Origin of the sequence: Pseudomonas entomophila, assembly GCF_013523125.1 — a bacterium.
GTDB lineage: Bacteria > Pseudomonadota > Gammaproteobacteria > Pseudomonadales > Pseudomonadaceae > Aquipseudomonas > Aquipseudomonas entomophila_B.
This window is the reverse complement of sequence record NZ_JAAMQJ010000030.1, coordinates 1-25,731: the sequence shown is the minus strand read 5'-3', so window position 1 is coordinate 25,731 and position 25,731 is coordinate 1. Positions and strand designations below refer to the sequence as shown.

At 65.3% G+C, this 25,731-nt stretch carries 25 protein-coding genes; 13 read left to right on the top strand and 12 right to left on the bottom strand.

Annotated elements, in window-relative coordinates:
* Window positions 1-56: 56 nt before the first annotated feature.
* Both G7007_RS15385 and G7007_RS15380 read right to left on the bottom strand, forming a co-directional pair.
* Window positions 57-515 carry a MarR family winged helix-turn-helix transcriptional regulator gene (locus tag G7007_RS15385; RefSeq protein ID WP_181102985.1) on the bottom strand — a complete coding sequence of 153 codons (459 nt, stop codon included), beginning with the start codon at window positions 513-515 and terminating at the stop codon, window positions 57-59.
* Between the two features lie 56 nt (window positions 516-571).
* Window positions 572-1,528: a LysR family transcriptional regulator gene (locus tag G7007_RS15380; protein ID WP_181102984.1), complete on the bottom strand. Its 957-nt coding sequence runs from the start codon at window positions 1,526-1,528 to the stop codon at window positions 572-574.
* A gap of 119 nt (window positions 1,529-1,647) precedes the next feature.
* On the opposite strand from G7007_RS15380, the gene G7007_RS15375 reads away from it, so the two are divergent.
* On the top strand, window positions 1,648-2,394 hold the full coding sequence (locus G7007_RS15375) for a sulfite exporter TauE/SafE family protein (protein ID WP_181102983.1): 747 nt from the start codon (window positions 1,648-1,650) through the stop codon (window positions 2,392-2,394).
* A 169-nt stretch (window positions 2,395-2,563) separates the two neighbouring features.
* On the opposite strand, the gene G7007_RS15370 is transcribed toward G7007_RS15375, so the two are convergent.
* Window positions 2,564-3,913, bottom strand: a complete 1,350-nt coding sequence (locus G7007_RS15370; RefSeq protein WP_181102982.1) for a class II 3-deoxy-7-phosphoheptulonate synthase — start codon at window positions 3,911-3,913, stop codon at window positions 2,564-2,566.
* A gap of 114 nt (window positions 3,914-4,027) precedes the next feature.
* Here G7007_RS15370 and G7007_RS15365 point away from each other — a divergent pair, with 114 nt between their 5' ends.
* Together G7007_RS15365 and G7007_RS15360 are read left to right on the top strand one after the other, a co-directional pair.
* Window positions 4,028-4,783 carry a spermidine synthase gene (locus G7007_RS15365; RefSeq protein WP_181102981.1) on the top strand — a complete coding sequence of 252 codons (756 nt, stop codon included), beginning with the start codon at window positions 4,028-4,030 and terminating at the stop codon, window positions 4,781-4,783.
* Window positions 4,784-5,069: 286 nt separating this feature from the next.
* A complete protein-coding gene (locus G7007_RS15360) occupies window positions 5,070-6,776 on the top strand; it encodes a DEAD/DEAH box helicase (RefSeq protein ID WP_172798432.1) in 1,707 nt (568 codons plus the stop codon).
* Window positions 6,777-7,136: 360 nt separating this feature from the next.
* Here the strand turns inward: G7007_RS15360 and htpX are convergent, their stop codons facing one another.
* Both htpX and G7007_RS15350 read right to left on the bottom strand, forming a co-directional pair.
* Window positions 7,137-8,024: a protease HtpX gene (gene htpX, locus G7007_RS15355; RefSeq protein WP_060393050.1), complete on the bottom strand. Its 888-nt coding sequence runs from the start codon at window positions 8,022-8,024 to the stop codon at window positions 7,137-7,139.
* A gap of 226 nt (window positions 8,025-8,250) precedes the next feature.
* Window positions 8,251-9,462, bottom strand: coding sequence for a pyridoxal phosphate-dependent aminotransferase (locus G7007_RS15350; RefSeq protein WP_181102980.1), 1,212 nt, complete (start codon window positions 9,460-9,462; stop codon window positions 8,251-8,253).
* Window positions 9,463-9,630: 168 nt separating this feature from the next.
* On the opposite strand from G7007_RS15350, the gene msrB reads away from it, so the two are divergent.
* Window positions 9,631-10,026 carry a peptide-methionine (R)-S-oxide reductase MsrB gene (gene msrB, locus G7007_RS15345; RefSeq protein WP_181102979.1) on the top strand — a complete coding sequence of 132 codons (396 nt, stop codon included), beginning with the start codon at window positions 9,631-9,633 and terminating at the stop codon, window positions 10,024-10,026.
* A gap of 43 nt (window positions 10,027-10,069) precedes the next feature.
* Window positions 10,070-10,558, top strand: coding sequence for a glutathione peroxidase (locus G7007_RS15340; protein ID WP_219859118.1), 489 nt, complete (start codon window positions 10,070-10,072; stop codon window positions 10,556-10,558).
* Here G7007_RS15340 and G7007_RS15335 read toward each other — a convergent pair.
* Window positions 10,518-12,878: a hybrid sensor histidine kinase/response regulator gene (locus G7007_RS15335; protein ID WP_181102978.1), complete on the bottom strand. Its 2,361-nt coding sequence runs from the start codon at window positions 12,876-12,878 to the stop codon at window positions 10,518-10,520. The two genes, G7007_RS15340 and G7007_RS15335, sit on opposite strands and share 41 nt — an antisense overlap.
* 61 nt (window positions 12,879-12,939) lie before the next feature.
* Here G7007_RS15335 and G7007_RS15330 point away from each other — a divergent pair, with 61 nt between their 5' ends.
* Together G7007_RS15330 and G7007_RS15325 are read left to right on the top strand one after the other, a co-directional pair.
* Entirely contained in the window at window positions 12,940-13,830 is an 891-nt protein-coding gene (locus tag G7007_RS15330; RefSeq protein ID WP_181102976.1) for an ATP-binding protein, read from the top strand.
* On the top strand, window positions 13,827-14,309 hold the full coding sequence (locus G7007_RS15325) for a GAF domain-containing protein (RefSeq protein ID WP_181102974.1): 483 nt from the start codon (window positions 13,827-13,829) through the stop codon (window positions 14,307-14,309). The genes G7007_RS15330 and G7007_RS15325 overlap by 4 nt, the downstream gene beginning before the upstream one ends.
* Window positions 14,310-14,383: 74 nt before the next feature.
* Here G7007_RS15325 and G7007_RS15320 read toward each other — a convergent pair whose 3' ends face one another.
* On the bottom strand, window positions 14,384-15,838 hold the full coding sequence (locus G7007_RS15320) for a TrkH family potassium uptake protein (RefSeq protein ID WP_181102972.1): 1,455 nt from the start codon (window positions 15,836-15,838) through the stop codon (window positions 14,384-14,386).
* Window positions 15,839-16,040: 202 nt separating this feature from the next.
* Between G7007_RS15320 and G7007_RS15315 the strand changes: the two genes are divergently transcribed.
* Window positions 16,041-16,595, top strand: a complete 555-nt coding sequence (locus G7007_RS15315) for a nitroreductase family protein (protein ID WP_181102970.1) — start codon at window positions 16,041-16,043, stop codon at window positions 16,593-16,595.
* 587 nt (window positions 16,596-17,182) lie between these two features.
* Here the strand turns inward: G7007_RS15315 and G7007_RS15310 are convergent.
* The 5 genes from G7007_RS15310 to G7007_RS15290 form a co-directional block, all read right to left on the bottom strand.
* Window positions 17,183-18,517, bottom strand: a complete 1,335-nt coding sequence (locus G7007_RS15310) for a sensor histidine kinase (RefSeq protein ID WP_181102968.1) — start codon at window positions 18,515-18,517, stop codon at window positions 17,183-17,185.
* A gap of 66 nt (window positions 18,518-18,583) precedes the next feature.
* A complete protein-coding gene (locus tag G7007_RS15305; protein WP_181102967.1) occupies window positions 18,584-19,000 on the bottom strand; it encodes a Spy/CpxP family protein refolding chaperone in 417 nt (138 codons plus the stop codon).
* A 251-nt stretch (window positions 19,001-19,251) separates the two neighbouring features.
* Window positions 19,252-19,929 carry a response regulator transcription factor gene (locus G7007_RS15300; protein WP_181102966.1) on the bottom strand — a complete coding sequence of 226 codons (678 nt, stop codon included), beginning with the start codon at window positions 19,927-19,929 and terminating at the stop codon, window positions 19,252-19,254.
* Between the two features lie 47 nt (window positions 19,930-19,976).
* Complete coding sequence (locus tag G7007_RS15295) at window positions 19,977-20,276, bottom strand: YciI family protein (protein ID WP_181102965.1); 300 nt, start codon at window positions 20,274-20,276, stop codon at window positions 19,977-19,979.
* Between the two features lies 1 nt (window position 20,277).
* Window positions 20,278-20,886, bottom strand: a complete 609-nt coding sequence (locus G7007_RS15290; RefSeq protein ID WP_181102964.1) for a septation protein A — start codon at window positions 20,884-20,886, stop codon at window positions 20,278-20,280.
* Between the two features lie 67 nt (window positions 20,887-20,953).
* On the opposite strand from G7007_RS15290, the gene G7007_RS15285 reads away from it, so the two are divergent.
* From G7007_RS15285 to rluB, 5 genes are all read left to right on the top strand, one after another.
* On the top strand, window positions 20,954-21,814 hold the full coding sequence (locus G7007_RS15285; RefSeq protein WP_181102963.1) for a PHP domain-containing protein: 861 nt from the start codon (window positions 20,954-20,956) through the stop codon (window positions 21,812-21,814).
* 13 nt (window positions 21,815-21,827) lie between these two features.
* Window positions 21,828-22,457, top strand: coding sequence for an L-threonylcarbamoyladenylate synthase (locus tag G7007_RS15280; RefSeq protein WP_308852302.1), 630 nt, complete (start codon window positions 21,828-21,830; stop codon window positions 22,455-22,457).
* A 119-nt stretch (window positions 22,458-22,576) separates the two neighbouring features.
* Window positions 22,577-23,275: a segregation and condensation protein A gene (locus tag G7007_RS15275; protein ID WP_181103033.1), complete on the top strand. Its 699-nt coding sequence runs from the start codon at window positions 22,577-22,579 to the stop codon at window positions 23,273-23,275.
* A gap of 22 nt (window positions 23,276-23,297) precedes the next feature.
* Complete coding sequence (gene scpB / locus G7007_RS15270; protein ID WP_181102961.1) at window positions 23,298-24,104, top strand: SMC-Scp complex subunit ScpB; 807 nt, start codon at window positions 23,298-23,300, stop codon at window positions 24,102-24,104.
* Between the two features lie 151 nt (window positions 24,105-24,255).
* On the top strand, window positions 24,256-25,341 hold the full coding sequence (gene rluB / locus G7007_RS15265; protein WP_181102959.1) for a 23S rRNA pseudouridine(2605) synthase RluB: 1,086 nt from the start codon (window positions 24,256-24,258) through the stop codon (window positions 25,339-25,341).
* Window positions 25,342-25,731: the final 390 nt, after the last annotated feature.

Here is a 25,731-nt window from a genome sequence, read left to right as displayed (position 1 = left end):
CACAAATAACGTGCAGATGAATGCCTTGTAACGCTGAAACGGAACGGCGGGCCGCCTCAGGACAGGTTCTTCTGCAAGCTGGCACGCAGTTCGAGCAAGTCTTCCTGCAACTGACGCAAGCGCTCCTGACTGCGCCCACTGGCACCCAGGATGTCACTGGGTACATGGCGCGCGTCCTCGCGCAACTGGCGGCCCTTGTCGGTCAACTGCACTTGCACCACCCGCTCATCTTCCCGGCTGCGGTTGCGTTTGAGCAGGCCTTCGCTCTCCAGCCGTTTGAGCAGGGGCGTCAGCGAGCCAGGGTCGGTCAACAATCGTTGGCTGATTTCGCCCACGGTCATGCCATCGTGCTCCCACAGTACCAGCATCGCCAGGTACTGCGGGTAGGTCAGACCCAATGTCTGTAACAGTGGCTTGTACACCTTGGTCATCAGCAACGAGGTGGAATGCAAGGCGAAACAGACCTGGCTGTCCAGCAACAGCTCATCGCTGGGGGATCGGATATCGGCGTTCATGCATGTCCTTCACTGCTAGGTGGATATCAATCTGGCATGCGCACAATGCGTTAGGTTCATTGTCGATGCAGCCCACTGCGCAAGGCCTGGTCCCAGGGTGGGATCGGGCTGAAGCGGTGCTTGAGAAATTCGAGCAGCAATCGGCTGCGAGAGTTCGTTTCATGTTCGAGGCGCAGGGCATAGATGCCACTGGCTTCCGGTGGCGGCAGCCCGTTTTCGCAGAACAACGGCACCAGTTCGCCACGCATCAAGTGTTCGCTGGTCAACCAGGTCGGCAGGTGCGCGATGCCTAGTCCGGCCAGCGCGCCGCAGAGCAAGGCCTCGGCATTGTTGGCCGTCAGGCGCAAGCGGCGAGGACGATACAGGCGGGGGCCGTCGCCTTCGTCGAAGCGCCAGGCGAAGGGCGGCGCCAGGCCGTCCCAATCCAGGCCGTCATGCTCAGGCAACTCGGCCGGTGAGCCAGGGATGCCTCGACGTTCCAGGTAGGCCGGGCTGGCGCAGGCGATCCGGACCATCGAGGCCAGGGGTGTGGCGACACGGCGCGTGTCGGCCAGTGGACCGGCGCGCAGTACCACGTCGAATTCGCCCAGCAGACTGCCCTGCAGGTCGACGAAGCTGTCGATCAGTTGCAATTGCACGTCCAGGCCTGGATAGGCGACCAAAAAGTCGGCAATGGCCGGGGCCAGGTGGCGGCGGCCCAACGCAGCGGGCGCATTGATACGGATCAGGCCTTCGGGCGACTCGCTCAAGGACACCGCTTCGGCGCGGGCCAAGCGCAGTTCCTCGAGAATACGCCGTGCGCGCTCGGCGAACGCGCGGCCTGAGGGGGTCGCTTCGACCCGATGCGTGCTGCGCACGAACAGGCGGCTGCCCACGGCGTTTTCCAGGCTGTCCATGCGCCGCGCCACTGCCGAAGGCGTCAACGGATGACGCCGTGCGGCGGCTGAGAAACTCCCGGTTTCCAACACGTCCAGAAACAGAGCGAATTGAGCGGACAACACGTCAGGCGTCATGAAGAACCTTCTTGGCTGTGCGAAATGCGCACAGCCATTGTGCGGGGTTATGCGTTTCCGTGCAAAGCGCGAGCCGTTAGCATGACAGCCTACTGGGCGAAGACAACAAGTGAGTCAGGATGGAAACGGTGATGTTCGTGGCGCTGGGCGCGGCCCTGGGGACGATGGGGGGCTTGTTCGGCATTGGTGGTGGGCTGGTGGCCATTCCGGCATTGGCCGTCCTGTTCGGGCTCGATCAACAGATGGCGCAGGGCACGGCCCTGGTGATGGTGGTGCCGAACGTCATGCTCGCCCTGTGGCGCTATCACCAGCGCAATCGCATCGAATGGCGCCATGCCTTGCCCTTGTCGGTGTGCAGCCTGCTGTTCGCCTGGCTGGGCTCGATCTGGGCAGTGGGGCTCGACGCTCACGTCATGCGCCTGGGCTTCGTCGGCTTCCTGGTGGCCCTGGCGCTCTGGAACGGGGTGCGCCTGCTCATGCGCAGCGCGGTGGCCAGCGACCGTCTGCGCCATGCCTGGCCCTGGCTCGGCGTGCTGGGCGCGTTCGCCGGGAGCATGGGCGGCCTGTTCGGCGTGGGTGGCGCCGTGGTGGCGACGCCGGTGCTGACCAGCGTGTTCGGCACCACGCAAGTGGTCGCCCAGGGCCTGTCCCTGGCGCTGGCGGTGCCGAGTACGTCCATCACCTTGCTGACTTACGGCCTGCACCACAGCGTCGACTGGAGCATCGGCCTGCCCCTGGCCGTGGGCGGCCTGCTGAGCATCAGTTGGGGGGTGAGGCTCGCCCATGCCCTGCCTGAGAAAGTCCTGCGCGGGCTGTTCTGCGGGTTCCTCGTGGTGTGTGCGGTGTTGCTGGCGTTCGAGTTGTGAGTCGCAAACCTCAAGCTTCAAGCTTCAAGCTTCAAGCTTCAAGCGATGGCGGGGCTGAGTATCTTGGGATCGACTGAACGGCATCGGGGCCGAACCTGATGCCGATCGTCAATGCAGCGTCTCTCAGCTTGTAGCTTGTAGCTTGCAGCTTGCAGCTTGCAGCTGCCCTCTACCGCTTGAGGCTGCTCTTGAGGGTGTCGGCGATCATGAACGCCAGCTCCAGCGACTGGTCGGCGTTCAGGCGCGGGTCGCAGTGGGTGTGGTAGCGGTTCGACAGGCCGTCCTCGGTAATCGGTCGGGCGCCGCCGATGCACTCGGTCACGTTCTGGCCAGTCATTTCGATATGGATGCCGCCGGCATGGGTGCCTTCGGCGCGGTGGACGTCGAAGAAGTGCCGGACTTCCGCCAGGATCTGCGCGAAGTCACGGGTCTTGTAGCCGCTGCTGGCCTTGATGGTGTTGCCGTGCATCGGGTCGCAGCTCCACAGCACCTGGCGGCCTTCACGGGTGACCGTCTGCAGCAGTCGCGGAAAGTGCTCGGCCACTTTGTCCGCGCCCATGCGCACGATCAGGTTGAGACGACCTGGATCGTTGTCGGGGTTGAGCACGTCGATCAGCCGCAGCAGTTCCTGCGGGTCCATGCTCGGGCCCACCTTGACGCCGATGGGGTTGTGCACGCCGCGCAGGAACTCCACATGGGCGCCGTCGAGCTGGCGCGTGCGGTCGCCGATCCACAGCATGTGCGCCGAGCAATCGTAGGGGTCGCCCGTCAGGCTGTCGTGGCGGACGAAGGCCTGCTCGTAGTTGAGCAGCAAGGCTTCGTGGGCGGTGAAGAAGCTGGTCTCGCGCAGCTGCGGTGCGCTGTCCAGGCCGCAGGCGCGCATGAAGGCCAGAGTCTCGTCGATGCGGTCGGCCAGTTGATGGTACTTGGTGGCCAGGGCCGAGTTGGCGATGAAGTCCAGGTTCCAGCGATGCACCTGGTGCAGGTCGGCGAAGCCGCCCTGGGCGAAGGCGCGCAACAGGTTGAGACTGGCGGTGGCCTGGTGGTAGGCCTGCAACAGGCGTTCAGGGTCCGGCACGCGGCTGACCGGGTCGAAGCCGATGCCGTTGACGATATCGCCGCGGTAGGCTGGCAGGGTCACCCCGTCGAGGGTTTCATCGTTGGCTGAGCGCGGTTTGGCGAACTGGCCGGCCATGCGTCCGACCTTGACCACTGGCAGGCCGGCGGCGAAGGTCATGACGATCGCCATCTGCAACAGCACCTTGAAGGTGTCGCGGATCTTCGCGGCGGAAAACTCCGCGAAACTCTCGGCGCAGTCACCCCCTTGCAGCAGGAAGGCCCGGCCCTGAGTCACCTCGGCGAACTGACGGCGCAATTCGCGCGCTTCGCCTGCGAACACCAGGGGCGGGTAGCTGGCCAAGGTCTGCTCGACCCGGCCCAGGTGGGCGGCATCGGGGTAGATCGGCTGCTGCTGGATCGGCAGGGCACGCCAGCTGTCGGGGCTCCACGGTCTGTTCATCAGGGCACTCGGGCAAGGGAAAAGGGCGATGGCTCATGGTAGCAGGTGCAGGCCGGCTTGTTGCGCCCCCGGCATTGACGGACAATGCCCGCTTTTGCGCACGTGGACGGGGCAATGACGAACGAGCGGCAAGAGCGGCTGCTGGAGCGGGTCGAGGACGCCTTCGGCGTCATCAGCGTGCTCGAGGTGGACGACTACCGGTTTCTGGAATTCGGCGATGCCATCGAGCAGAGCTGCGTGTTCACCGCCGATCCGGCCTGGCTCGAATACGACTACACGCGCGCCATGCTGCTGGGGGCGCTGTGCCACGAGGCGCCGGACAGCGCACTGTTCCTGGGGCTGGGTGCTGGCACCCTGACCCAGGCCTGCCTGAAGTTCCTGCCGCTGGAAGACGTCGAGGCCATCGAGCTGCGCCCCGATGTGCCGCGCCTGGCCATGCAGTACCTGGGGCTGGACGACGATCCGCGCCTTTATATCCGCATTGGCGACGCCATGGCCTTGCTGCCGGAGGCCGAGTGCGCGGACCTGATCTTCGTCGACCTGTACACCGACCATGGCCCAGGTGTCGCCCACCTGGCCTGGAACTTCCTGCAGGACTGCCAGCGCAAGCTCAACCCGGGCGGCTGGCTGGTGATCAACCAGTGGGCCAACGACGATGGCAAGCCGCTCGGCGCCGCCTTGCTCAGGGGGCTCTACCATCGGCATTACTGGGAGCTGCCGGTCAAGGAGGGCAATGTGGTGCTGCTGGTGCCTGCCGACCTCGACCAGACGCTCGACCTGGACAGCCTGCGCCAGCGCGCTCAGGCCCTGGCCCCGCGGCTGGGCTACAGCCTCGAGTCGCTGATCCAGGTGCTGCGCCCGGCGACGTGAAGGCGCGCCGGCCTAAACGATTCAGCTGCCAGGCATGCCTGGCCGGCGACTTGACCGTTTGGTAAAAAAAATCCTACAGCGAATCACCGATTCGGGTATAGTACGCGCCGGTCTTTCAGCGGGCCCCCGTTGCAGGTGGTGCAAATCCTCCGAATTCAGCTACGGCTGCGCGTCCGCTCGTCGGACTTTCCCAAGATGTTCCCTTTTCAATCGTCTTCGCAAATCCCCGCCGCCAGAGCTGCCTGGGTGACCTTAGGGTCTTTCAAGGCATGTGCAGCTTTGGAGCATGGGTCTTTGCGGATGCACCTCTAGAGGCAGACCCATGACCCAGGAAACCGGCGGATTCGCCGCTCTCGATCTCAATCCCAGCATCGTTGCCGCCGTATTGGCCACCGGCTATGAAGAGCCGTCCGCCATTCAGCAGCAATCGATCCCGATCATTCTCGCCGGTCACGACATGATCGGCCAGGCGCAGACCGGCACCGGCAAGACCGCTGCCTTCGCCCTGCCCATTCTGAATCGTATCGACACGAGCAAGCGCGAACCGCAAGCCCTGATCCTGGCGCCAACCCGTGAGTTGGCGCTGCAAGTAGCTACAGCCTTCGAAACCTACGCCAAGCAGATGCCAGGCGTGAACGTGGTGGCCGTGTACGGCGGCGCGCCGATGGGCCCCCAGCTGCGCGCCATCCGCAACGGTGCACAGATCGTCGTCGCCACCCCGGGTCGCCTGTGCGACCACCTGCGCCGTGACGAGAAAGTCCTGTCGACCGTGCGTCACCTGGTCCTCGACGAAGCCGACGAGATGCTCAAGCTCGGCTTCATGGACGACCTGGAAGTGATCTTCGCCGCCCTGCCGGAAACCCGTCAGACCGTGCTGTTCTCGGCCACCCTGCCGTCGTCGATCCGTTCGATCGCCGAGCGTCACCTGCGCGAGCCCAAGCACGTCAAGATCCAGAGCAAGACCCAGACCGTCACCGCGATCGACCAGGCGCACCTGATGGTGCACGCCGACCAGAAGATCCCGGCCGTGCTGCGCCTGCTGGAAGTGGAAGAGTTCGACGCGCTGATCGCCTTCGTGCGCACCAAGCAGGCCACCTTGGACCTGGCCAGCGCGCTGGAAGCCAAGGGTTACAAGGCCGCTGCGCTGAACGGCGACATCGCCCAGAACCAGCGCGAACGCGTCATCGACTCGCTCAAGGACGGCCGTCTGGACATCGTCGTCGCTACCGACGTCGCCGCCCGTGGCCTGGACGTACCGCGCATCACCCACGTCTTCAACGTCGACATGCCGTACGACCCCGAGTCCTACGTGCACCGTATCGGGCGTACCGGCCGTGCCGGTCGTGAAGGCCGTGCCCTGCTGCTGGTCACCCCGCGCGAGCGTCGCATGCTGCAGGTGATCGAGCGTGTGACCGGCCAGAAAGTCGCCGAAGCGCGTCTGCCCAATGCCCAGGCCGTGCTGGACGCCCGCATCAAGAAGCTGACCAACAGCCTCGCACCGCTGGTGGCCGACTCCGAAGCCAGCCACGGCGAGCTGCTCGACCGTCTGACCACTGACCTGGGCTGCAGCCCACGGGCGCTGGCCGCGGCCCTGCTGCGCAAGGCCACCAATGGCCAGGCCCTGGACCTGGCCAGCGTCGAGCGTGACCAGCCTCTGGTACCGTCGCACACCCCGCGCGAGCGTACCGGTGAGCGCAGCGACCGTGGCGAGCGTGGTGACCGCGAGCGTCGCGCGCCGCTGCCACTGGCCGAAGGCCGTGTGCGTTGCCGTACCGCCCTGGGTGCCCGTGATGGCATCGCCGCCAAGAACCTGCTGGGCGCGATCCTCAACGAGGGTGGCCTGGCCCGCGATGCGATCGGTCGCATCCAGGTGCGTGACAGCTTCAGCCTGGTCGAGCTGCCGGAAGACGGCCTCGAGAAGCTGCTCACCAAGCTCAAGGACACCCGGGTCGCTGGCAAGCAGCTCAAGCTGCGTCGCTATCGCGAAGATTGATGCGTAGGTGATGTGGAAAACCCCGGTTCGATCCTGATCGAGCCGGGGTTTTTTTATGGCGTGCGTTCAAGCAAGGTATGCTCGATTTGTATGCAGTCAGGGCGCCAGCTGAAAGATCGACATAACCCCGTGTGGGAGCGGGCTTGCCCGCGATGCAGGCGGTGATGGAATGGACGCTATCGCGGGCAAGCCCCACACGACCGCGTTGCTTTGCCTCATCGCGGCGTAGCTACGGGTGTAGGAGCACCCTGTAAATCGATTGACGATAAAGCCTCCGAGCGCGGCGGGCGCAGGCTCATGGGTACGAAACGCAGGCAAAAAAAGGGGCGACCGAAGTCGCCCCGTAGGGTAATGCCGAACTCAGCCGCGACGACGCAGTGCCTCGATGCGCTCCTCGAGCGGCGGGTGGCTCATCAGCAAGCCGGCCAGGCCGTGCTTGAGGCCACCATTGATGCCGAAGGCCTTGAGCGTGTCGGGCATCTGCGCCGGCATGCCTTGCTCCGAGCGCAGGCGTTGCAGGGCGCTGATCATGGCGCCGGTGCCGGCCAGGCGTGCACCGGCGTCATCGGCACGGTATTCGCGACGGCGCGAGAACCACATCACGATGATGCTGGCAAGAATGCCCAGGACCAGCTCGGCGACGATGGTCGCCACATAGTAGGCGATGCCCTGGCCTTCTTCGTTCTTGAAGATCACCTTGTCGACGAAGTTGCCGATGATCCGGGCGAAGAACATCACGAAGGTATTGACCACGCCCTGCACCAGCGCCAGCGTCACCATGTCGCCATTGGCGACGTGACCGATCTCGTGTGCCAGCACGGCACGCACTTCATCGGGCGAGAAACGCTCGAGCAGGCCCTGACTGACCGCGACCAGTGCGTCGTTGCGGTTCCAGCCAGTGGCGAAGGCGTTGGCCTCGTAGGCCGGGAAGATGCCGACCTCGGGCATCTTGATGCCCGCTTCGCGCGACAGCTCCTCGACGGTCTGCAGCAGCCACTGCTCATGGCGCGTACGCGGTTGGGTGATGATCTGGGTGCCGGTGCTCATCTTGGCCATCCACTTGGAGATGAGCAGCGAGATGATCGAGCCGGCAAAGCCGAACACGGCACAGAAGACCAGCAGTTGGCCAAGGTCGAGGTCGACCCCGTTGGCGGCCATGAACCCGTCGAAGCCGAACAGGCTCAGGGTAATGCTTGCAACCAGCACCACCGCAAGGTTGGTGGCTACAAACAACAAGATGCGCATCATGGTTGTCACGTTCTCCTGACGGATGAAATGTTCCTCACTGCCGGGGTATATAAGGCGCAAGGCGCGCGGATTCAACCGGGGGACTATTTCAAACTGTGTAGGGCGAGGGCTGACAGGGGTGATGACATGTGCCGTAGGATGGATCTGACTTCGAAGTAAGGCATATCGATAATGAAACACGGCCTCGACAGGCCCCCCGCTCACGGTCGGGAGGCCCCGGGTCGGTCTATTGACGATAGGTGCGCAGGAACTGGCCGATCCGGCCGATGGCCTGCTCCAGGTCGTCCACCCGTGGCAGGGTCACCACACGGAAGTGGTCGGGCCACGGCCAGTTGAAGGCCGTGCCCTGGACCACCAGCAGGCGCTCGGACAGCAGCAGGTCGAGCACGAACTTCTCGTCGTTGAGAATCGGGCAGACCTTGGGGTCGATCCGCGGGAAGGCGTAGAGCGCGCCCATGGGCTTGACGCAACTGACGCCCGGAATGTCGTTGAGCAGTTCCCAGGCGCGGTTGCGCTGCTCGAGCAGGCGGCCAGGCGGCAATACCAGGTCGTTGATGCTCTGGTAGCCGCCGAGTGCCGTCTGGATCGCGTGCTGGGCCGGCACGTTGGCGCACAGGCGCATGTTGGCCAGCATGTCGATGCCTTCGATGTAGCTCTGGGCGTGGTGCTTGGGCCCAGAGATGATCAGCCAGCCGGAGCGGAAGCCTGCCACCCGGTAGGATTTGGACAGACCGTTGAAGGTCAGGCACAGCAGGTCCGGTGCCAGGGACGCGGTGCTGACGTGCACGGCCTCGTCGTACAGGATCTTGTCGTAGATCTCGTCGGAGAACACCACCAGGTTGTGCTGGCGGGCCAGTTCGAGCATGCCCAGCAGCAGTTCGCGGGAGTAGACCGCGCCGGTCGGGTTGTTCGGGTTGATGATCACCAGTGCCTTGGTGTTCGGGGTGATCTTGGCCTTGATGTCGTCCAGGTCCGGGAACCAGTCGGCCTGCTCGTCGCACAGGTAGTGCACCGGCTTGCCGCCCGCCAGGCTGACGGCAGCGGTCCACAGCGGATAGTCCGGCGCCGGAATCAAAACTTCGTCGCCATTGTTCAGCAGCGCCTGCATGGACATGACGATCAGCTCGGACACGCCGTTGCCCAGGTAGATGTCCTCGATGCCGACGCCTTCGATATCTTTCTGCTGGCAGTACTGCATCACCGCCTTGCGGGCGCTGAACAGGCCCTTCGAATCGCTGTAGCCCTGGGCGGTGGGCAGGGTGCGGATCACGTCCTGGAGGATTTCCTCGGGCGCCTCGAAACCGAAGGGCGCCGGGTTGCCGATGTTCAGCTTGAGGATGCGATGGCCTTCCTCCTCCAGGCGCTTGGCGTGCTTGAGCACCGGGCCGCGAATGTCGTAGCAGACATTGGCGAGCTTGTTCGATTTGCTGAACTGCATGTTGGAAATCCCGAATGGAGAGGTCGCAGCGGCCCGCCGACGAATAGACCGAAAAAAGGCGGAGCGTGTGTGACTGGCTGATGTCAGACACAGAGCGCACTAATATACGTGCCCCCCGCGCCAGCGAAAAGACGGCGCGACGCAAATTCAAGCCTGCCGAGGTGCTGTATGCAGAAGATCGAAAAGACATTGGAAGAGTGGCGCGCGATGCTCGACCCCGCGCAATACGAGGTCTGCCGCCTGAAAGGCACCGAACGGCCTTTCACCGGCAAGTACAACGATGAAAAGCGTGCGGGCACCTACCAGTGCATCTGCTGCGGCGCGCCGCTGTTCGATGCGTCCACCAAGTTCGATTCAGGTTGCGGCTGGCCAAGCTTCTACGCACCGATCGGCCAGGAGGCGATGATCGAGATGCGCGATACCTCCCATGGCATGATCCGCACCGAGGTCACTTGCGCGCGCTGCGACGCCCACCTGGGGCATGTCTTCCCGGACGGCCCGCCACCGACCGGATTGCGCTACTGCATCAACTCGGTCTGCCTGGAGTTCAAGCCTCGTGACTGAGCGCAGACTGGGGGTGCGTGACGAACTGCTGGGCATCGCCTGCATGACCTTGAACGGTGAGCAGAAGTGCCTGGCCGACTTTTCCGCCAAGGCCGTGCTGGTGGTGAACACCGCCAGCCAATGTGGCTTCACGCCACAGTACGAAGGGCTCGAGGCGCTGTGGCAGAGCTACCAGGCACGGGGGTTGGTGATCGCCGGTTTCCCCTGCAACCAGTTCGGCCAGCAGGAGCCCGGCGACGCGCGCTCGATCGCGCAGTTCTGCCAGCGCACCTTCGGCGTGAGCTTCCCGATGTTCCGCAAGGTCGAGGTCAACGGGCCGCGTGCGCATCCCCTGTTCGTCACGCTCAAGCGCCGTGCGCCCGGGCTGCTGGGCACCGAATCGATCAAGTGGAACTTCACCAAGTTCCTGATCGACCCGGCCACCGGGCACGTGTCGCGGTTCGGGCCGTTGACCAAGCCCAAGGCGCTGGAAGCGGCGATCGAAGCGGTGCTCACCGGGCAGGTGGCACCAGCCAACGCTCGATCAGCGTGACCAGGTGCTCGCGCCGGAAAGGCTTGGCCAGGTAATCGTTCATGCCGGCGGCCAGGCAACGGTCACGCTCGTCCGGCATGGCGTTGGCGGTCAGCGCGATGATCGGCAGGTCGGCCCAGCGCGGCATCTGGCGAATGCGATGGCTGGCCTCGTAGCCGTCCATCACCGGCATGTTGCAGTCCATCAGCACCATGTCGAAGCGGTGCTGCTCGAGCAGGTGCAAAGCCTCGGCACCCTGGGTGGCCACCTCGACCTGACAACCCAGGCGCGCCAGCATGCCTTGGGCGACCATCTGATTCACCGGATTGTCCTCGACCAGCAGGATACGTGCGCAGGGGCCTGAGGCGCTCGGCGTGTGCCCCGAAGGCGCACGACCGGTGTCGCTACCGGGCAAGGCTCGGCGTAGCGTCTGGTACAGGGTCGCACGACTGACGGGGCGGGCCAGTTGTTGCAATGGGGCAAGGTGTGCCAGCTGCGGGCCGCGCAGGAATTCGCCGTAGGCGGTGACCAGCAGGATCGGTGCCGAACACGTCGTGCGCAGCGTTTCGAGCAGGACGCGGTCGTTGAGGATCAACACGTCCGCCAGCGCCTGCGTCCGCTCATCGGGGCTATCGCGCTGGGTGTAGTCCAGACCCCAGCCTGGCAAGGTCGCGGCCAGCCACTCGGCCAGCCCGCTACTGCGGTCGCACACCGCGACCACGCGCCCTGCGAGGCGTCCGGGCGCCATGGCATCGGTGTGTACCTGCAACGGCAGTTCGATGCTAAAACGACTGCCGAAGCCCGTGCGTGACTCGATGTACAGATGGCCCTGCATCGCGCTGCACAGGTTGCGTGCCAGGGTCAGGCCCAGTCCGGTGCCGCCATATTGCCGTGTGATGCCGTCGCCAGCCTGCACGAACGGCTGGAAGATCCGCTCCTGGGCGTGCTCCGGAATGCCGATGCCGGTATCGCAGACCTCGAGTCGAATGCACCCGTCACCCCGACTCAAGCGCACGTCGACGCGCCCGAATCGGGTGAATTTCAGGGCATTGGCCAACAGGTTGCTGACGATCTGCCGGACGCGGGTAGGGTCGCCCAACACGGCGCCGGGGAAGTCCGGCGCTACCAGACAGGTGAGTTCCACGCTGGCGGCGGCGTTCTGCGACAACAGGCTGGCGGTGTCCTCGACCAGCGTGCTCATGTCGAAGGGAATGCATTCGAGCGTGAGCTGGCCGGCGTCGAACTTCGACAGGTCGAGGATATCGTTGAGCAATTCCACCAGAACCTTGCCCGACTCGTGGGCGATGGACAGCTGCTGGCGTTGCTCCCCAGGGTCCGGGCTGTCCAACGCCAGCGCGATCATGCCGAGCATGCCATTGAGAGGGGTGCGGATCTCATGGCTCATGTTGGCCAGGAATGCCGCACGGGCCTGGGCCATGTCCAGGGCCTGGCGCCGCGCCTGTTCCAGCTCCAGGTTGGACTGGCTCAGACGCGCATTGCTGGCCTCCAGTGCCTGGGTGCGGGCCGAGACGATGCTTTCGAGTTCGCCCAGGTACTCGGTCAGACGGTTCTCGGCGGTGCGCCGCTGCTGGATCTCGGTCGCCATGCTGACGAACTGGCGGTTGGCGACCTTGACCAGCACGCCGATCTCGTCGGTCTCGTGGCCAGGTGGATAGGTCAGCTTGGCCTGGTCGGGCTGGCGCAGGTCGGCCCGGCTCAGGGCGTTGATCACCCGGACCAGCGGCTGGGTGAGCATGGTGTAGAACAGGGCCATCAGGATCACGGTCAGCACCAGGCTACGGGCGAACCCATTGACCAGCGTGACCCCGGCACGGTTCAGGAAGCGACTGCCGAAGGCGAAGGTGTCCACATCCAGGTACAAGGTGCCCAGGTGATCATCAGGCATGTGCGTCAGGTACAGCGGGTCGGTGAACTGCCGGTAGGCACCGAACAGGAAATCGCTGATCGGCCGGTAAGGACTTTGAAGACGGGCGCGTCGCTCGTCGGCCAGCACCGTGTCGGTGTTGTCGATCAGCCGGGCACGCAACACAGCAGGGGAGCGCAGCAGCCCTGCGGCCAGTTCATGGGCCAACTCCGTGTCGATGTTGTAGGCGATCCGCGAGGCCGGGTTATGGCTGATTTGCAGCAGCGCATCTATTTCACGGTTGATGGAGGCGTCTTCGCTGGCATAATCGATGCCGATCTGGATGAGACTGAGCAAGGTTCCGAGAACGAAGCCGACAAGGACCGACAAGCGGGCCTGCTTGTAGGACAGACGATGGGTGAACTTGATATCCATGGGTTCCCGAACCAGTTGACGTTCCCTGCGCTGCGCAAGCATAGCCGACTCGGCGTGTTTGAAGCTGTCCATCCTTGCCATTGATCTGACATGAGGAGTGGTCATGGACCCCCGCTTGAGTGCTTTTCTGGAGCGTGCCGAAACGGTAATGGCGCGCCTCGAACCCCTGCTGCCCGCACCGCGCCCGACGATCGACTGGAACCAGTGCCTGGCCGCACGCTGGCAGCGCGATGCGCGCAATGGCTACCTGCTGCCCCTGGACGTCAGCCTGGACATCCGTCTGAGCGATCTGATCGGCGTCGACAAGCAGCGTGAACAGCTGGGTCGCAACACTCACCAGTTCATCGAAGGCCTGCCGGCCAACCATGCACTGCTCTGGGGCTCGCGCGGCACGGGCAAGTCCTCGCTGGTGCGCGCCTTGCTGGCCGAGCATGCCGAGGCCGGGCTGCGCCTGATCGAGATCGAGCGCGATCACCTGGCCGACCTGCCGCGGGTGGTCGAGCAACTGCAGAAGCGGCCGCAGCGGTTCATCCTGTTCTGCGACGACTTGTCGTTCGAGGCGGGCGAGGGCGATTACCGGGTGCTCAAGAGCGTGCTCGACGGCTCGCTCGAACAGGCCCCCGACAACGTACTGTTGTACGCCACCTCGAACCGGCGCCACCTGGTGCCCGAGAAGCAGAGCGACAACGAACACTGGAAGATGATCGACGGCGAGCTGCACCCCAACGAGGCCGTGGAGGACAAGATCGCCCTGTCCGACCGCTTCGGCCTGTGGTTGTCGTTCTACCCCTTCAGCCAAGCGCACTACCTGAACGTGGTCGAGCACTGGATCGGCCAGTTGGCCCGTGCGGCCGGCCTGACCTGGCAGCGCGACGAAGCGCTGGACACCGAGGCCGTGCGCTGGGCGACCGGGCGCGGCAACCGTAATGGCCGCTGTGCCTACCAGTTCGCCCGTTACTGGGTCGGGCTGCAACTGCTGGAGCACCACCCATGATCGACCTCAATGCCAGCGGCAAAGGTCTCGATGGCTACGACCTGCTGGTCGCGCAGGTGCGCGCCCTGTTCGCCGACGAACACGACTTCATTGCCAACGCTGCCCAGCTGTCGGCGTTTCTCTACCACCAGGTGGACGACCTCAACTGGGCCGGCTTCTACCTGGCCCGTGACGAGCACCTGGTGCTCGGCCCGTTCCAGGGGCAGGTCGCCTGTGTGCGCATTCCCTTCGGCAAGGGCGTCTGCGGCGCGGCGGCCGCCACGCGGCAGACCCAGCGCGTCGAAGACGTGCATGCCTTCCCGGGGCACATCGCCTGTGACAGCGCGTCCAACAGCGAACTGGTGATCCCGCTGGTCAAGGAGGGGCGGCTGATCGGCGTGCTGGACCTGGACAGCCCGCGTCTGGCGCGCTTTGGCGTGGAGGATCAGCAGGGGCTGGAGCGGCTGGTCGCGGCGTTCCTCGAGCTGACCGATTGCTGAGTACACGCTGACTCAGGGCAGGGGCCGCACGACGTAGCGGCGCCTGCCCCGAGAGGTTTGCCTGGTCCCTGGGATCAATGCCGCCAGAAGGCGGGCATGCACAGTACCAGTACGGTGATGATCTCCAGGCGCCCCAGCAGCATCCCGCCGGCCAGGATCCACTTGGCCGCATCCGGCAGGGTCGAGAAGTTGCCCGCCGGGCCGATGATCTCACCCAGGCCCGGCCCGACCCCCGAAACGGTGCTCGCCGCGCCCGTCAGCGCCGTCATCCAGTCCAGGCCCAGCAGCGACAACGACAGCGCGATCAGGCAGATGGTGATGGCGAAGAAGAACGAGAAGGTCAGGATCGAGCGCACGATCTCTTCGTCGAGTCGGTGGCCGTTGTACTTCTGCTTGATCACGGCGCGCGGGTGGATCAGCTGGTTGAGGTTGGCCTTGAGCAGGATATAGGCCACCTGGAAGCGGAAGATCTTGATCCCGCCGGCGGTGGAACCGGAGCAGCCGCCGATGAAGCCCAGGTAGAAGAAGAACATCAGCGAAAAGTTGCCCCACAGGCTGTAGTCGCCCAGGGCGAAGCCCGTGGTGGTGACCACCGAGGTGACGTTCAGCGCCACATGGCGCAAGGCGTCCATCCACGGCAGGTTGGTGGTCAGCCAGTACCAGGTGCCCAGCACGATCCAGGTGGCGACCAGCAGCGCCAGCAGGCCTTGCACCTGCTGGTCACGGACCAGCGCGCCGCGGTTGCCGCGCAAGGTGGCCACGTACAGGGTGAAGGGCAGGCTGCCCAGGATCATCACCACCACCGCCACCCAGTGCACGGCCGGGATGTCCCATTTGGCCAGGGACAGGTCGGAGGTGGAGAAGCCTCCGGTGGAGATGGCCGACATGGCATGGTTGATGGCATCGAACAGGCTCATGCCCGCCCACCAGAAGGCCAGGCTGCCCAGCACGGTGATGCCCACGTAGACCAGCACGATGGACTTGGCGACCATGTGCGAGCGCGGCATGACCTTTTCCGAGCGGTCGGACGATTCGGTCTGGAACAGGCGCATGCCGCCGATGCGCAGCAGCGGCAGGATCGCCACGGCCATGGCGATGAAGCCGATGCCGCCGAGCCAGTGCAGCATGGACCGCCACATCAGGATCCCCGGCGACATGTCGTCCAGCCCGCTGAGGACGGTGGACCCGGTCGCCGTGATGCCCGACATGCTTTCGAAGAAGGCGTTGGTGTAGCTGATGTGCTGGGTGAAGAGGAACGGCAGGGCGGCGAACACGCACACCACCACCCAGCTGCAGACCGTGAGCAGGTACATGTCCCGGGGGCGCAGGTGCACCTGCTCCGGCCGCCCTTGCGCGAGCATCGCCAGACCGGCCGCGAGGGTGATCAGGCTGGCCCAGCCGAAGGAGGGCAGGTCATCGGTACGGTCGAAGATCAGCAGGGTCGCCATGGGCACGAGCATGCTCACGGCCAGGGTCACCAGAAAGATGCCGATGATGAATGCGATGATCCGGAAGGTCGGCAACGCCATGTGGGAGGGCTCTGAGTCGAAACGGAGGGGCGCCATTTTCGGGGGAGCGAGGGCGGGCTGCAAGGGGCAAGCTACAAGCTACAAGCTACAAGCGGACGGTAGTGCGGTTGCGTCAGTTGAGGCGACGCTGACGCTCTGACTTGCAGCTTGCAGCTTGCAGCTTGAGAATGTCCCTCATCTATCCATGACCAGGAGAAAGCCGATGGAGGCTCTCGATGCATTGCTCAACCGCGTGTCGGTGGCACGTCTGACCGAACCGGCGCCCAATACCGCACAACGTGAAGCGCTGTTTCAGGCCGCGTTGCGTGCGCCGGATCACGGCCAATTGCGGCCCTGGCGCTTCCTGACCATCGAAGGCGCGGCGCGCGAGCGACTGGGCGAGCTGTATGCCGAAGCGGTGCAGCTCAAGGCCGATGCCAGTCAGGCCGCCCTGGACAAGGCCCGCGCCATGCCGCTGCGGGCGCCATTGATCATCGTGGTGATCGCGTGCCTGAAGGAGCACCCCAAGGTACCGCTCGTGGAGCAACGGTTGGCAGCCGGCTGCGCGGCCCATGGCATCCTGCTCGCCGCCCATGCGCAAGGGGTCGGGGCGCTGTGGCGTACCGGCGACATGGCGTTCGATGCCCACGTGGCCCAGGGGCTGGGTCTGCAGGACAACGAAGAGCTGATGGGCTACCTGTACGTCGGTACGCCGGCGAACGAGCCACGTACGGCGCCGGTGCTGGCGACCGAGGACTTCGTCGCTGCGTGGGGGTGACGCTCAGACGATGGTGACGAGCGGCGCAGTCTGCGCCGTTTCGTACACCCCGCGCCACAGTGATCGCTGGTTTTATGGGCCTTGCAGGCCAGGCCTTTCAACGTCTTTGCCTAACAGGATGTGGGCCATATCGCTGATCTGGCAGAGCGGTTAATCCCCGATAGCCTGCAACCCCGCGGTGGGACTACGGGTGTAGGAGCGGCCCCAGTGCCGCGATGGGCCGCAAAGCGGCCCTAAATCGATCAGCAATAAAGCCCCGGATCCTGCCAGCTACCGTCATGTTCTCTGCGCGACAGCGCGGCGCAAAGGCGGCGGGCGGACTCCCATAGGAGGGTTGCGCTTGCCTGTATCATGCCGGTGAATCTATGGATGCAACAATGACCCTATCTTGGGCTTTTTCCAAAGACGTTGAAAGGCATGGCCTTGCAGGCCCAATCGCGGCACGGGGGCCGCTCCCACATGGAGCCGCGATCGCCTGTACCAGCGCGGCGGGTGAGCGGCCCCTGCCGGGGCGCCGGACCGGCCGCGATTGGGCCCGCAGGGCCCACAAACCCTATCAGCGTGTGGGCGCAGACATCACCTTCCGGTCAACCCGCCACCACCGGCTCGACCGGCAGCACCAATCGTGCCTCGAAGCCACCCTGTGCATGGTTCAGCAGCTCGAGCGCGCCACCATGGCGCTCCACCGCCTTGCGCGCAATGGCCAGGCCCAACCCGTGACCGGCGGCCGTCTGGCCCGGCGCGCGGAAAAAGGGCTCTCCCAACTGCGCCAGGTGTTCCGGCGCGATACCGGGCCCATGGTCACGCACACTCACCACGATGCCCCGCGCCTCCCGCTCGGCCAGCAGCTCGATGGGCTGGCCCTGGGGATTGAAGCGCAGGGCATTTCGCACCAGATTGTCCACCGCACGTTCGATCAGCGTTGGCCAACCCTGCAGACTGACCCCTGGCCCAACTTCACAGCGAATGTCCTGCTCCGGCGCCGCCAGCTGGGCATCCTTGCACACACTGCCCAGCAACGCAGGCAGGTCGACCGGCTCGGGATGCGCCTGCTCGGCATCGACGCGTGCCAGTTCGAGAATCTCGCTGATCAGCCCTTCCAGCCGATCGCACTCGCGCGTCAGGCGCGGCCAGAGCGCCGCGCGTTGTTCCGGTCCGGCACGCTCGGCCAAGGCCAGGGCCACGCGCAGACGTGCCAGGGGTGAACGCAGCTCGTGCGACACGTCGCGCAGCAATTGTCGCTGGCTGCCGATCAGGCTCTGCAGGCGAGCGCCCATCTTGTTGAAGTCGGTCGCCAGAACGCCGAACTCGTCACGTCGATCGGCCAGTCGGGCCAGGCTGTTCTGCTGGTAGCTGGTCTGCCCCAGGTCATGCACCGCGCTGCGCAGCCGACTCAGGGGGCGGGTGATCGACAGCGTCACCAGCAGGCTGAACAAGGTCAGCACCACCAGCGCAATGCCCAGGGCGCTCAGCGGCCAGAGCAGGCTGTCACGGTGCCAGGCATCGAGTTCCGGGTGAGGGATGCGGTAGATCAGCAGGTAGGTCTGGCCGCTGCGTGGGCTGGTGTACTCCTCGGTCAGCCGGCGCCAGGGCAGGGGACGTTCGTCGTTGGTCTGCCGTGCCTCGAAGTCGGCGGCGCGCCGCGGGAACGTTCCGGGGACCACCGCCTGACCGCTTTCGTCGAGCACTTGCACATCGACCTTGTAGCGTTGCTTGCGCTGCTCCAGGAAGCGCTGTGCAGGTGCCAGGCCCTTCTGCTCGTAACGCTGCGCCCACTGACTGGCCAGGGTGTTCAGGCCAGGATGTCGACTAAGGATCCAGGCGTCCTGGTTGAGCATGTGGCCCAGCAGGATCGACAACCCCGCTACCAGGGTGATGGCCAGCCAGAAGCTGGCCAGGATTCGCCAGAACAATGAGCGCACGCCGGCACCTCCGCACACGAAAAAAACCCGACCCGCCAGGTGGCGGGTCGGGCAGTCAGCGACAGCTTACTGGGCCTTCTTGGCTTTTTCAGCTTTCCAGGCCTGGAATTCCTGCCATTCGGCCTTGCGGGCGGCACGTTCCTTTTCCAGATCGTCGAATTTCTTCTGCTGTTCCGGCTTGAGCAGCGCGCGGATGGCGGTCTGGCTCTTCTCGCGGTTGGCCTTGATGTCGTCCTGCATGGCTTTCTTGTCCGACGCGGACAGCTTGTCCAGGTAGCGGTCGGTGATGTCGTGACGGGCCTTCATCTGATCGCGCATCAGGGCGTCCACCTGGTGACGCTGTTCCGGCGTCAGGTCGAGTTGGGCGAACGGTGCGCCACCACGGTGAGGCGGGCCATCATGACGCGGGCCGCCTTCTGGCATGGCCATGGCCACGGTCGGCAGTGCGGCGGCGAACAGCAGGGCGGTCAGGGTCTTGCGCATGGTGTCTCTCCTCTCATGGGCCGGTGGTTACCGGATGAGCCCAGTCTAGGGAAGACAAGGTCAAGCGCGGTCAGGGGTCGGTAAAGGATTGGTAAAGCGGGGGAGAGGATTGAGCTGCAAGCTGCAAGCGACAAGCGACAAGCGACAAGCGACAAGCGACAAGCGGACGGTAGTGCGGCACGTCAGGTGTTGGCAGGGCGTTGAGGCGACGCTGACTTGCAGCTTGCAGCTTGCAGCTTGCAGCTTGCAGCTCAAGGGCTGTAGTAATACCCCCGGCTGCGCAGGGCGACGATCCGCGGGCGGCCATCGGCATGGGGGCCGACCTTCTTGCGCAGGTTGCTGACGTGCATGTCCAGGCTGCGATCGTACAGCGTCAGTTTGCGTCCCAGGGCCAGCTGCGCCAGTTCCTGCTTGTCCAAGGGCTCGCCTGGCTGGCGCAGCAGGGCTTCGAGGATCCGGCTTTCCGACAGGGTCAGGGTCATCTCGCGACCCTCGACCGCCACGACACCGCGCGCCGGGCTGAAGGCCAGGTCGCCGATCTCCAGTTGCGTGGTCGGGGTCGCCGGATGGGTGCGGCGTAACACGGCCCGCAGACGCGCCGTCAGTTCGCGCGGGTCGCACGGCTTGGCCAGGTAGTCGTCAGCGCCCAGCTCGAGGCCAAGGATGCGGTCCAGGGGTTCGCCCCGTGCCGACAGCATGAGCACCGGCAGTTCGGCGTGCTCGGTACGCAGTTGCCTGAGCAGCTCCAGGCCGCTGCCATCGGGCAGCATGACGTCCAGCACCACGGCCGCAGGCGGTTGCTCGGCCAGGGACTGGCGCGCGCTGTGCCCGTCATGACAGGCACGCACCTCGAAGCCTTCCTGGCTCAGCCAACTGCCCAGCAGCTCGCAGAGCTCCTGGTCATCGTCAATCAGTAACAGCTCACTCATGACTCACTCGAGACGGCAAGGGCGGCAGGAACGGCCGCCAGTAGGGATCAGGGCAGCACGTGCTTGAAAGGCTTGACCACGACCTGGTCGTAGACGCCCGCCGCGGTGTAAGGGTCGGCATCGGCCCAGGCCTGGGCAGCGGTCAGCGAGTCGAACTCGGCGACCACCAGGCTGCCGGTGAAGCCGGCCGGGCCTGGATCGTCGCTGTCGATGGCCGGGTGCGGCCCGGCCAGGATCAGGCGGCCTTCGGCCTTGAGTTGCTGCAGGCGCTCGAGGTGGGCCGGGCGCGTGGCCAGGCGCTTGTCCAGGGAACCGTCGACGTCGCGGGCGATGATGGCGTAGAGCATGTCAGTCCTTGTGCTGGGTGGAAGAGGGCGGGGTGGGCGTCTCGTTGTCGCGCAGGTGACGCGACAGATAGAGCCCCTGGGCGACCATGAACAGCACGGTCAGGCCCAGGCTGCCGAAGACCTTGAAGTCGACCCAGAAGCGCTCGAAGGTGAAGGCCACGAACAGGTTGGCCGCGCCGCAGAACACGAAGAACACGACCCAGGCCAGGTTCAGCCGTACCCAGATCGGGTTCGGCAGGTTCAGGGCATGGCCCATGATGCGCTTGACCAGCACGCGGTCGCCGACGAAATGGCTGCCCAGGAAGGCCAGGGCGAACAGCCAGTTGACCACCGGCGCCTTCCACTTGAGGAAGGTCTCGCTGTGGAAGGCCAGGGTCAGTCCGCCGAACACCAGGCAGGCGACGAGCGTCAGCCACTGGCCCTTCTCGAGCCTGCGCTGGCGCAGGAACAGCACGCCATACACCACCACGGAGCTGAGGATCAGCACCTTGGTCGCGCTGTAGATGCCGCCGAGTTCGAAGGCATGACCGCCGACGTCGACCAGGCGAGGGTCGAGCTTGTAGACGATGAAGAACAGCAGCAGCGGTATGAAATCGATGAATTGTTTCACGGTGGCAGCCAGAAGCGAGAGGTGGCGGCATAATAACAAACATCGAATACCACGAAAGCGTTCCCCTATGAATGTTGATCTGCACTGCCACAGCACGGCTTCCGACGGCGCCCTCACGCCCACGGCGTTGGTCGCACGGGCGCACGCGCACGGCGTGCGCACGCTGGCGCTGACCGACCACGACACCCTCGACGGCCTGGTCGAGGCCCGCGAAGCCTGCCAGGCCCGGGGCATGCAGTGGATCAGTGGCGTGGAACTGTCCTGCACCTGGGGTGGCGCGACCATCCACGTGCTGGGCTACGACTTCGCCCTGGATGCACCCCCGCTGCTCGAGGCGGTGCAGGCCCTGCACAAGGGCCGGTGGCTGCGCGCTGAAGAGATCGACCGACGGCTGGCAGCCAAGGGCATGCCGGGCGCCTTGGAGGGCGCGCGTGCCCTGCAGCAAGCGCTGGGCGACAGCCACAACGCCCCGGCCCGACCGCATTTTGCCGAGTTTCTGGTCCAGGCCGGGCACGTCAAGGACCGCGGCGAGGCTTTTCGCAAGTGGCTGGGTGCCGGCAAGCTGGGCGACGTCAAGCTGCATTGGCCGACCCTGGATGAAACCGTCCAGACCCTGCGCCGGTCCAACGCATGGGTCAGCCTGGCGCACCCGATGCATTACGACCTGACGCGCAGCAAGCGTCGTCGTCTGATCGCCGACTATCTGCAGGCCGGCGGTCAGGCATTGGAAGTGGTCAACGGGATGATGCCGGCCGAGCAGGTCGGCACGCTGTCCATCCTCACCCGCGAGTTCGGTCTGCTGGCAAGCGCTGGCAGCGACTTCCACGGCCCCGGCGCCTGGGGCGAGATCGGCGCCTACCGGCCAGTGCCCGAGGACCTGCCACCGTTGTGGCGTCGATTCCGACATGAACAGCCAACTGCGCTATGAACAGGACAACGACGTGAGCCAATTTTTCCAGATTCATCCGGAAAACCCTCAGCCGCGGTTGATTCGCCAGGCTGTGGACATCATTCGCAAGGGCGGGGTGGTGGTGTACCCCACCGACTCGGCCTACGCCCTGGGTTGCCAGATCGGCGACAAGGCGGCGATCGAGCGGGTGCGGCGCCTGCGCCAGCTCGACAAGAACCACAACTTCACCCTGATGTGCTGCGACATGTCCCAGCTGGGGCTGTACGCCAAGGTCGATACGCGGCTGTTCCGCCTGCTCAAGACGCACGTGCCAGGCCCCTACACCTTCATCCTCAACGGCACCCGTGAAGTGCCGCGCCTGCTGCTGCACGAGAAGCGCCGCACCATCGGCCTGCGCGTGCCGGACCATGCGATCACCCTGGCGTTGCTGGCCGAGCTGGGCGAGCCGTTGATGAGCGTGAGCCTGATCCTGCCGGGGGATGACGAGCCCATGACCGATCCCTACGAGATCCGGCAGCGCCTGGAGCACCATGTCGACCTGATCATCGATGGCGGCTTCGGCGACCTCAAGGCCTCCACCGTGATCAGTCTGGTCGACGACGAGCCGGAAGTGCTGCGCGTGGGCTGCGGCGATCCCGAACCCTTCCTGGCGCCCGCATGACCGAGGTGCATGAACACATGGGCGAGGCAGAGCCGGCGCCGCGTCCGGCGCCCTCGCCACTGGTCTATGGCCAGGCGCTGACCGAACTGCCCGTCGACCTGTACATCCCGCCGGACGCGCTGGAAATCTTCCTGGACGCCTTCGAAGGGCCGCTCGACCTGCTCTTGTACCTGATCCGCAAGCAGAACATCGACATCCTCGACATCCCGGTGGCCGAGATCACGCGCCAGTACATGGGCTACGTCGAGCTGATGAAGAGCGTACGCCTGGAGTTGGCCGCCGAGTACCTGGTCATGGCCGCCATGCTCGCCGAGATCAAGTCGCGCATGCTGCTGCCCCGGGCGGTCGTGGCCGAGGAGGAAGAGGGCGATCCGCGCGCCGAGCTGATCCGCCGCCTGCAGGAGTACGAGCGGTTCAAGACGGCAGCCGAGGACCTCGACCGCCTGAGCCGGGTCGGGCGCGACATCGTCGTGCCGCGCCTGGAAGCACCTCAGGCCAAGGTGCGCAAGGTGCTGCCCCCGGTGCTGCTGGAGGAGGTGCTGCTGTCGATGGCCGAGGTCATGCGCCGCAACGACCTGTTCGAAAGCCACCAGATCAGCCGCGAGACCCTGTCCACCCGAGAGCGCATGACCGAGGTGCTCGAACGCCTCAAGGGCCAGGGGTTCGTGCCCTTCGCCACGCTGTTCGGCGCGGCCGAGGGCAAGCTGGGGGTGGTGGTGACGTTCATGGCGGTGCTCGAGCTGGTGAAGGAATCCTTGGTCGAACTCGTGCAGAATGAGCCTTTTGCCCCCATTCACGTGCGTGTGCGCGCCGAGTGACCCACGAGCCAAGCCCTGCCCCATGAACCTCAATGAACCCCGCGACCTGGCGTCGCTGATCGAAGCCTTCCTGCTCGCCTCGGGCAAGGCACAGTCGCTCGAACGGCTGTACGAACTGTTCGAAGAAGCCGAACGGCCGGCCCCGGCCGTGTTCAGGAAAGCCCTGGACGTGCTCGGCAAGTCCTGCGCGGGCCGGGCGTTCGAGCTCAAGGAGGTGGCTTCCGGCTACCGCCTGCAGATCCGCGAGGCCTATGGCCCCTGGGTCGGTCGGCTTTGGGAGGAGCGTCCGCAGCGTTACTCGCGTGCCTTGCTCGAAACCCTGGCGCTGATCGCCTATCGCCAGCCGGTGACTCGGGGCGAGATCGAAGACGTGCGCGGGGTGGCGGTGAACAGCAACATCACCCGCACGCTGCTCGAGCGCGAATGGATTCGCGTGGTGGGGCACCGCGACGTGCCGGGCCGCCCGGCCATGTTCGCCACCACCAAGGCCTTTCTCGACCACTTCAACCTCAAGAGCCTCGACGAGCTGCCTGCGCTGGCCGAGCTGCGCGAGATGGAGCCTGAGCCGGCCTTCGACGATGACGATGCCCCGGTGCCGATCCATCTGCAGGCGCTGGCCGATGCCAGCCTGGGCGACGAGCCCGAGCCCGAAGACGATGCGCCGGAGGAGACCAGTTTCCGCTCGCTGCTGGTGGAGCTCGATGCCATGGAAGACGGGCTCAAGATCGACTTCGATGACCTGCATCTGCCTGACGAAGGCGATGCTGGACAGGTCGAGCCTGTGTCTGGCGAGGCGCCGGACGCCGTGGAAACGTCGCGCCGCGACTAGCCTTGCCACCATCGGGCGGAAAGTGCAGGCGTGCGTCTGAAAAGTGATCGCCCGGCTCGTGCATGCCGAGCGGTAAGGGCGTATCATGCGCGCCCGCTCGACGCGATCGACGTCGACACTGATTGACTGCCTACACCGGGAGGTGCCCAGCATGAACGACAACGACCTGCAAGAAACCCCACAGACCCCACCGGCCGGCGAGAAGCTGCAAAAGGTGCTGGCGCGCATCGGCGTCGGCTCGCGGCGTGACGTCGAGGCCTGGATCGGCCAAGGCCGGATCAAGGTCAACGGCGTGGTGGCCACCCTGGGCCAGCGCGTCGACCTGCACGACGCCATCGCCGTCGACGGCAAGCTGATCAAGCGTGAAGAGTCCGCCGAATCGGTTCGCCGGGTCATCATGTACAACAAGCCCGATGGCGAGATCTGCACCCGTGACGACCCGGAAGGGCGCCCGACCGTGTTCGACCGCCTGCCGCGTCCCAGAGAAGGCCGTTGGATCAACATCGGCCGCCTGGACATCAATACCACCGGCCTGCTGCTGTTCACCACCGACGGCGAACTGGCCAACCGCCTGATGCACCCGTCCTACGAGATGGACCGCGAATACGCGGTGCGTGTCCGGGGCGAGGTCGACGACGACATGGTCAAGCGCCTCACCGACGGCGTGATGCTCGAAGACGGGCCGGCCAAGTTCACCGACATCCAGAAGGCTCCGGGCGGCGAAGGCTTCAACCACTGGTTCCACTGCGTGGTGATGGAAGGTCGCAACCGGGAAGTCCGTCGCCTGTGGGAATCCCAGGGCGTGGTGGTCAGCCGCCTCAAGCGTGTGCGCTTCGGCCCGGTGTTCCTCAATTCGGACCTGCCGATGGGACGCTGGCGCGAAATGACCCAGGGCGAGATCGACATCCTCGCGGCCGAAGTCGGGCTCCAGCCCGTGGCGCTGCCGGCCCTGAACCTCAAGGCCAAGGACAAGCTCGAGCGCCTGCAGCGCAAGTCCACCCGGCCCATGGGCCGCAACGAGCGCGTGCGTTCCCTGCGCCCGGCTCAGGACGCCGGCTCGACGGCCGAGCGCCCGCCGCGCCAGCCGCGTGAGGACGCGCCCCGCAAGGGCGGTCGTGGCAGCAGCACCGTGGCCGAGCGGCCGAGCGACATGCGCAAGCGTCCGGCCCGCCCGGACGGTGGCCGTACCGACGGCGGCAAGCCTTCGGGCGGTGGTCGCGGCAAGCCGCGTGGCTGAGTGATGCCGGGCAGTCGGGGCCACGTCGTGGCCCCCTCGCGGGCAAGCTCGCTCCCACAGGGTGGGTGCACGTCCCTGCCTGTGGGCAGGCTGCATGGGCCTTTGTGGGAGCAACTGTCTTTTCTACTTGGGCCCGACCGAATGGACTGATGTGTGTGCTTACCCGCGACGCAGTCGGCGCCTGACAGGGCCCTATCGCTGGCAAGCCAGCTCCCACCCAGATCTCTGCAGCCGTCGGTCTGGGCATGGCTGCGCAAGCAGCTTGTGGGAGCAACTGTCTTCAGCGACCGTCTATCGGACTGGATCATCCATCCAGTCCTGGTCGTTTTTGATCATGGCGTTGAGGCGTACAGCCAATACCCGCATGCAGGCCACCATGGCAACTTTGGC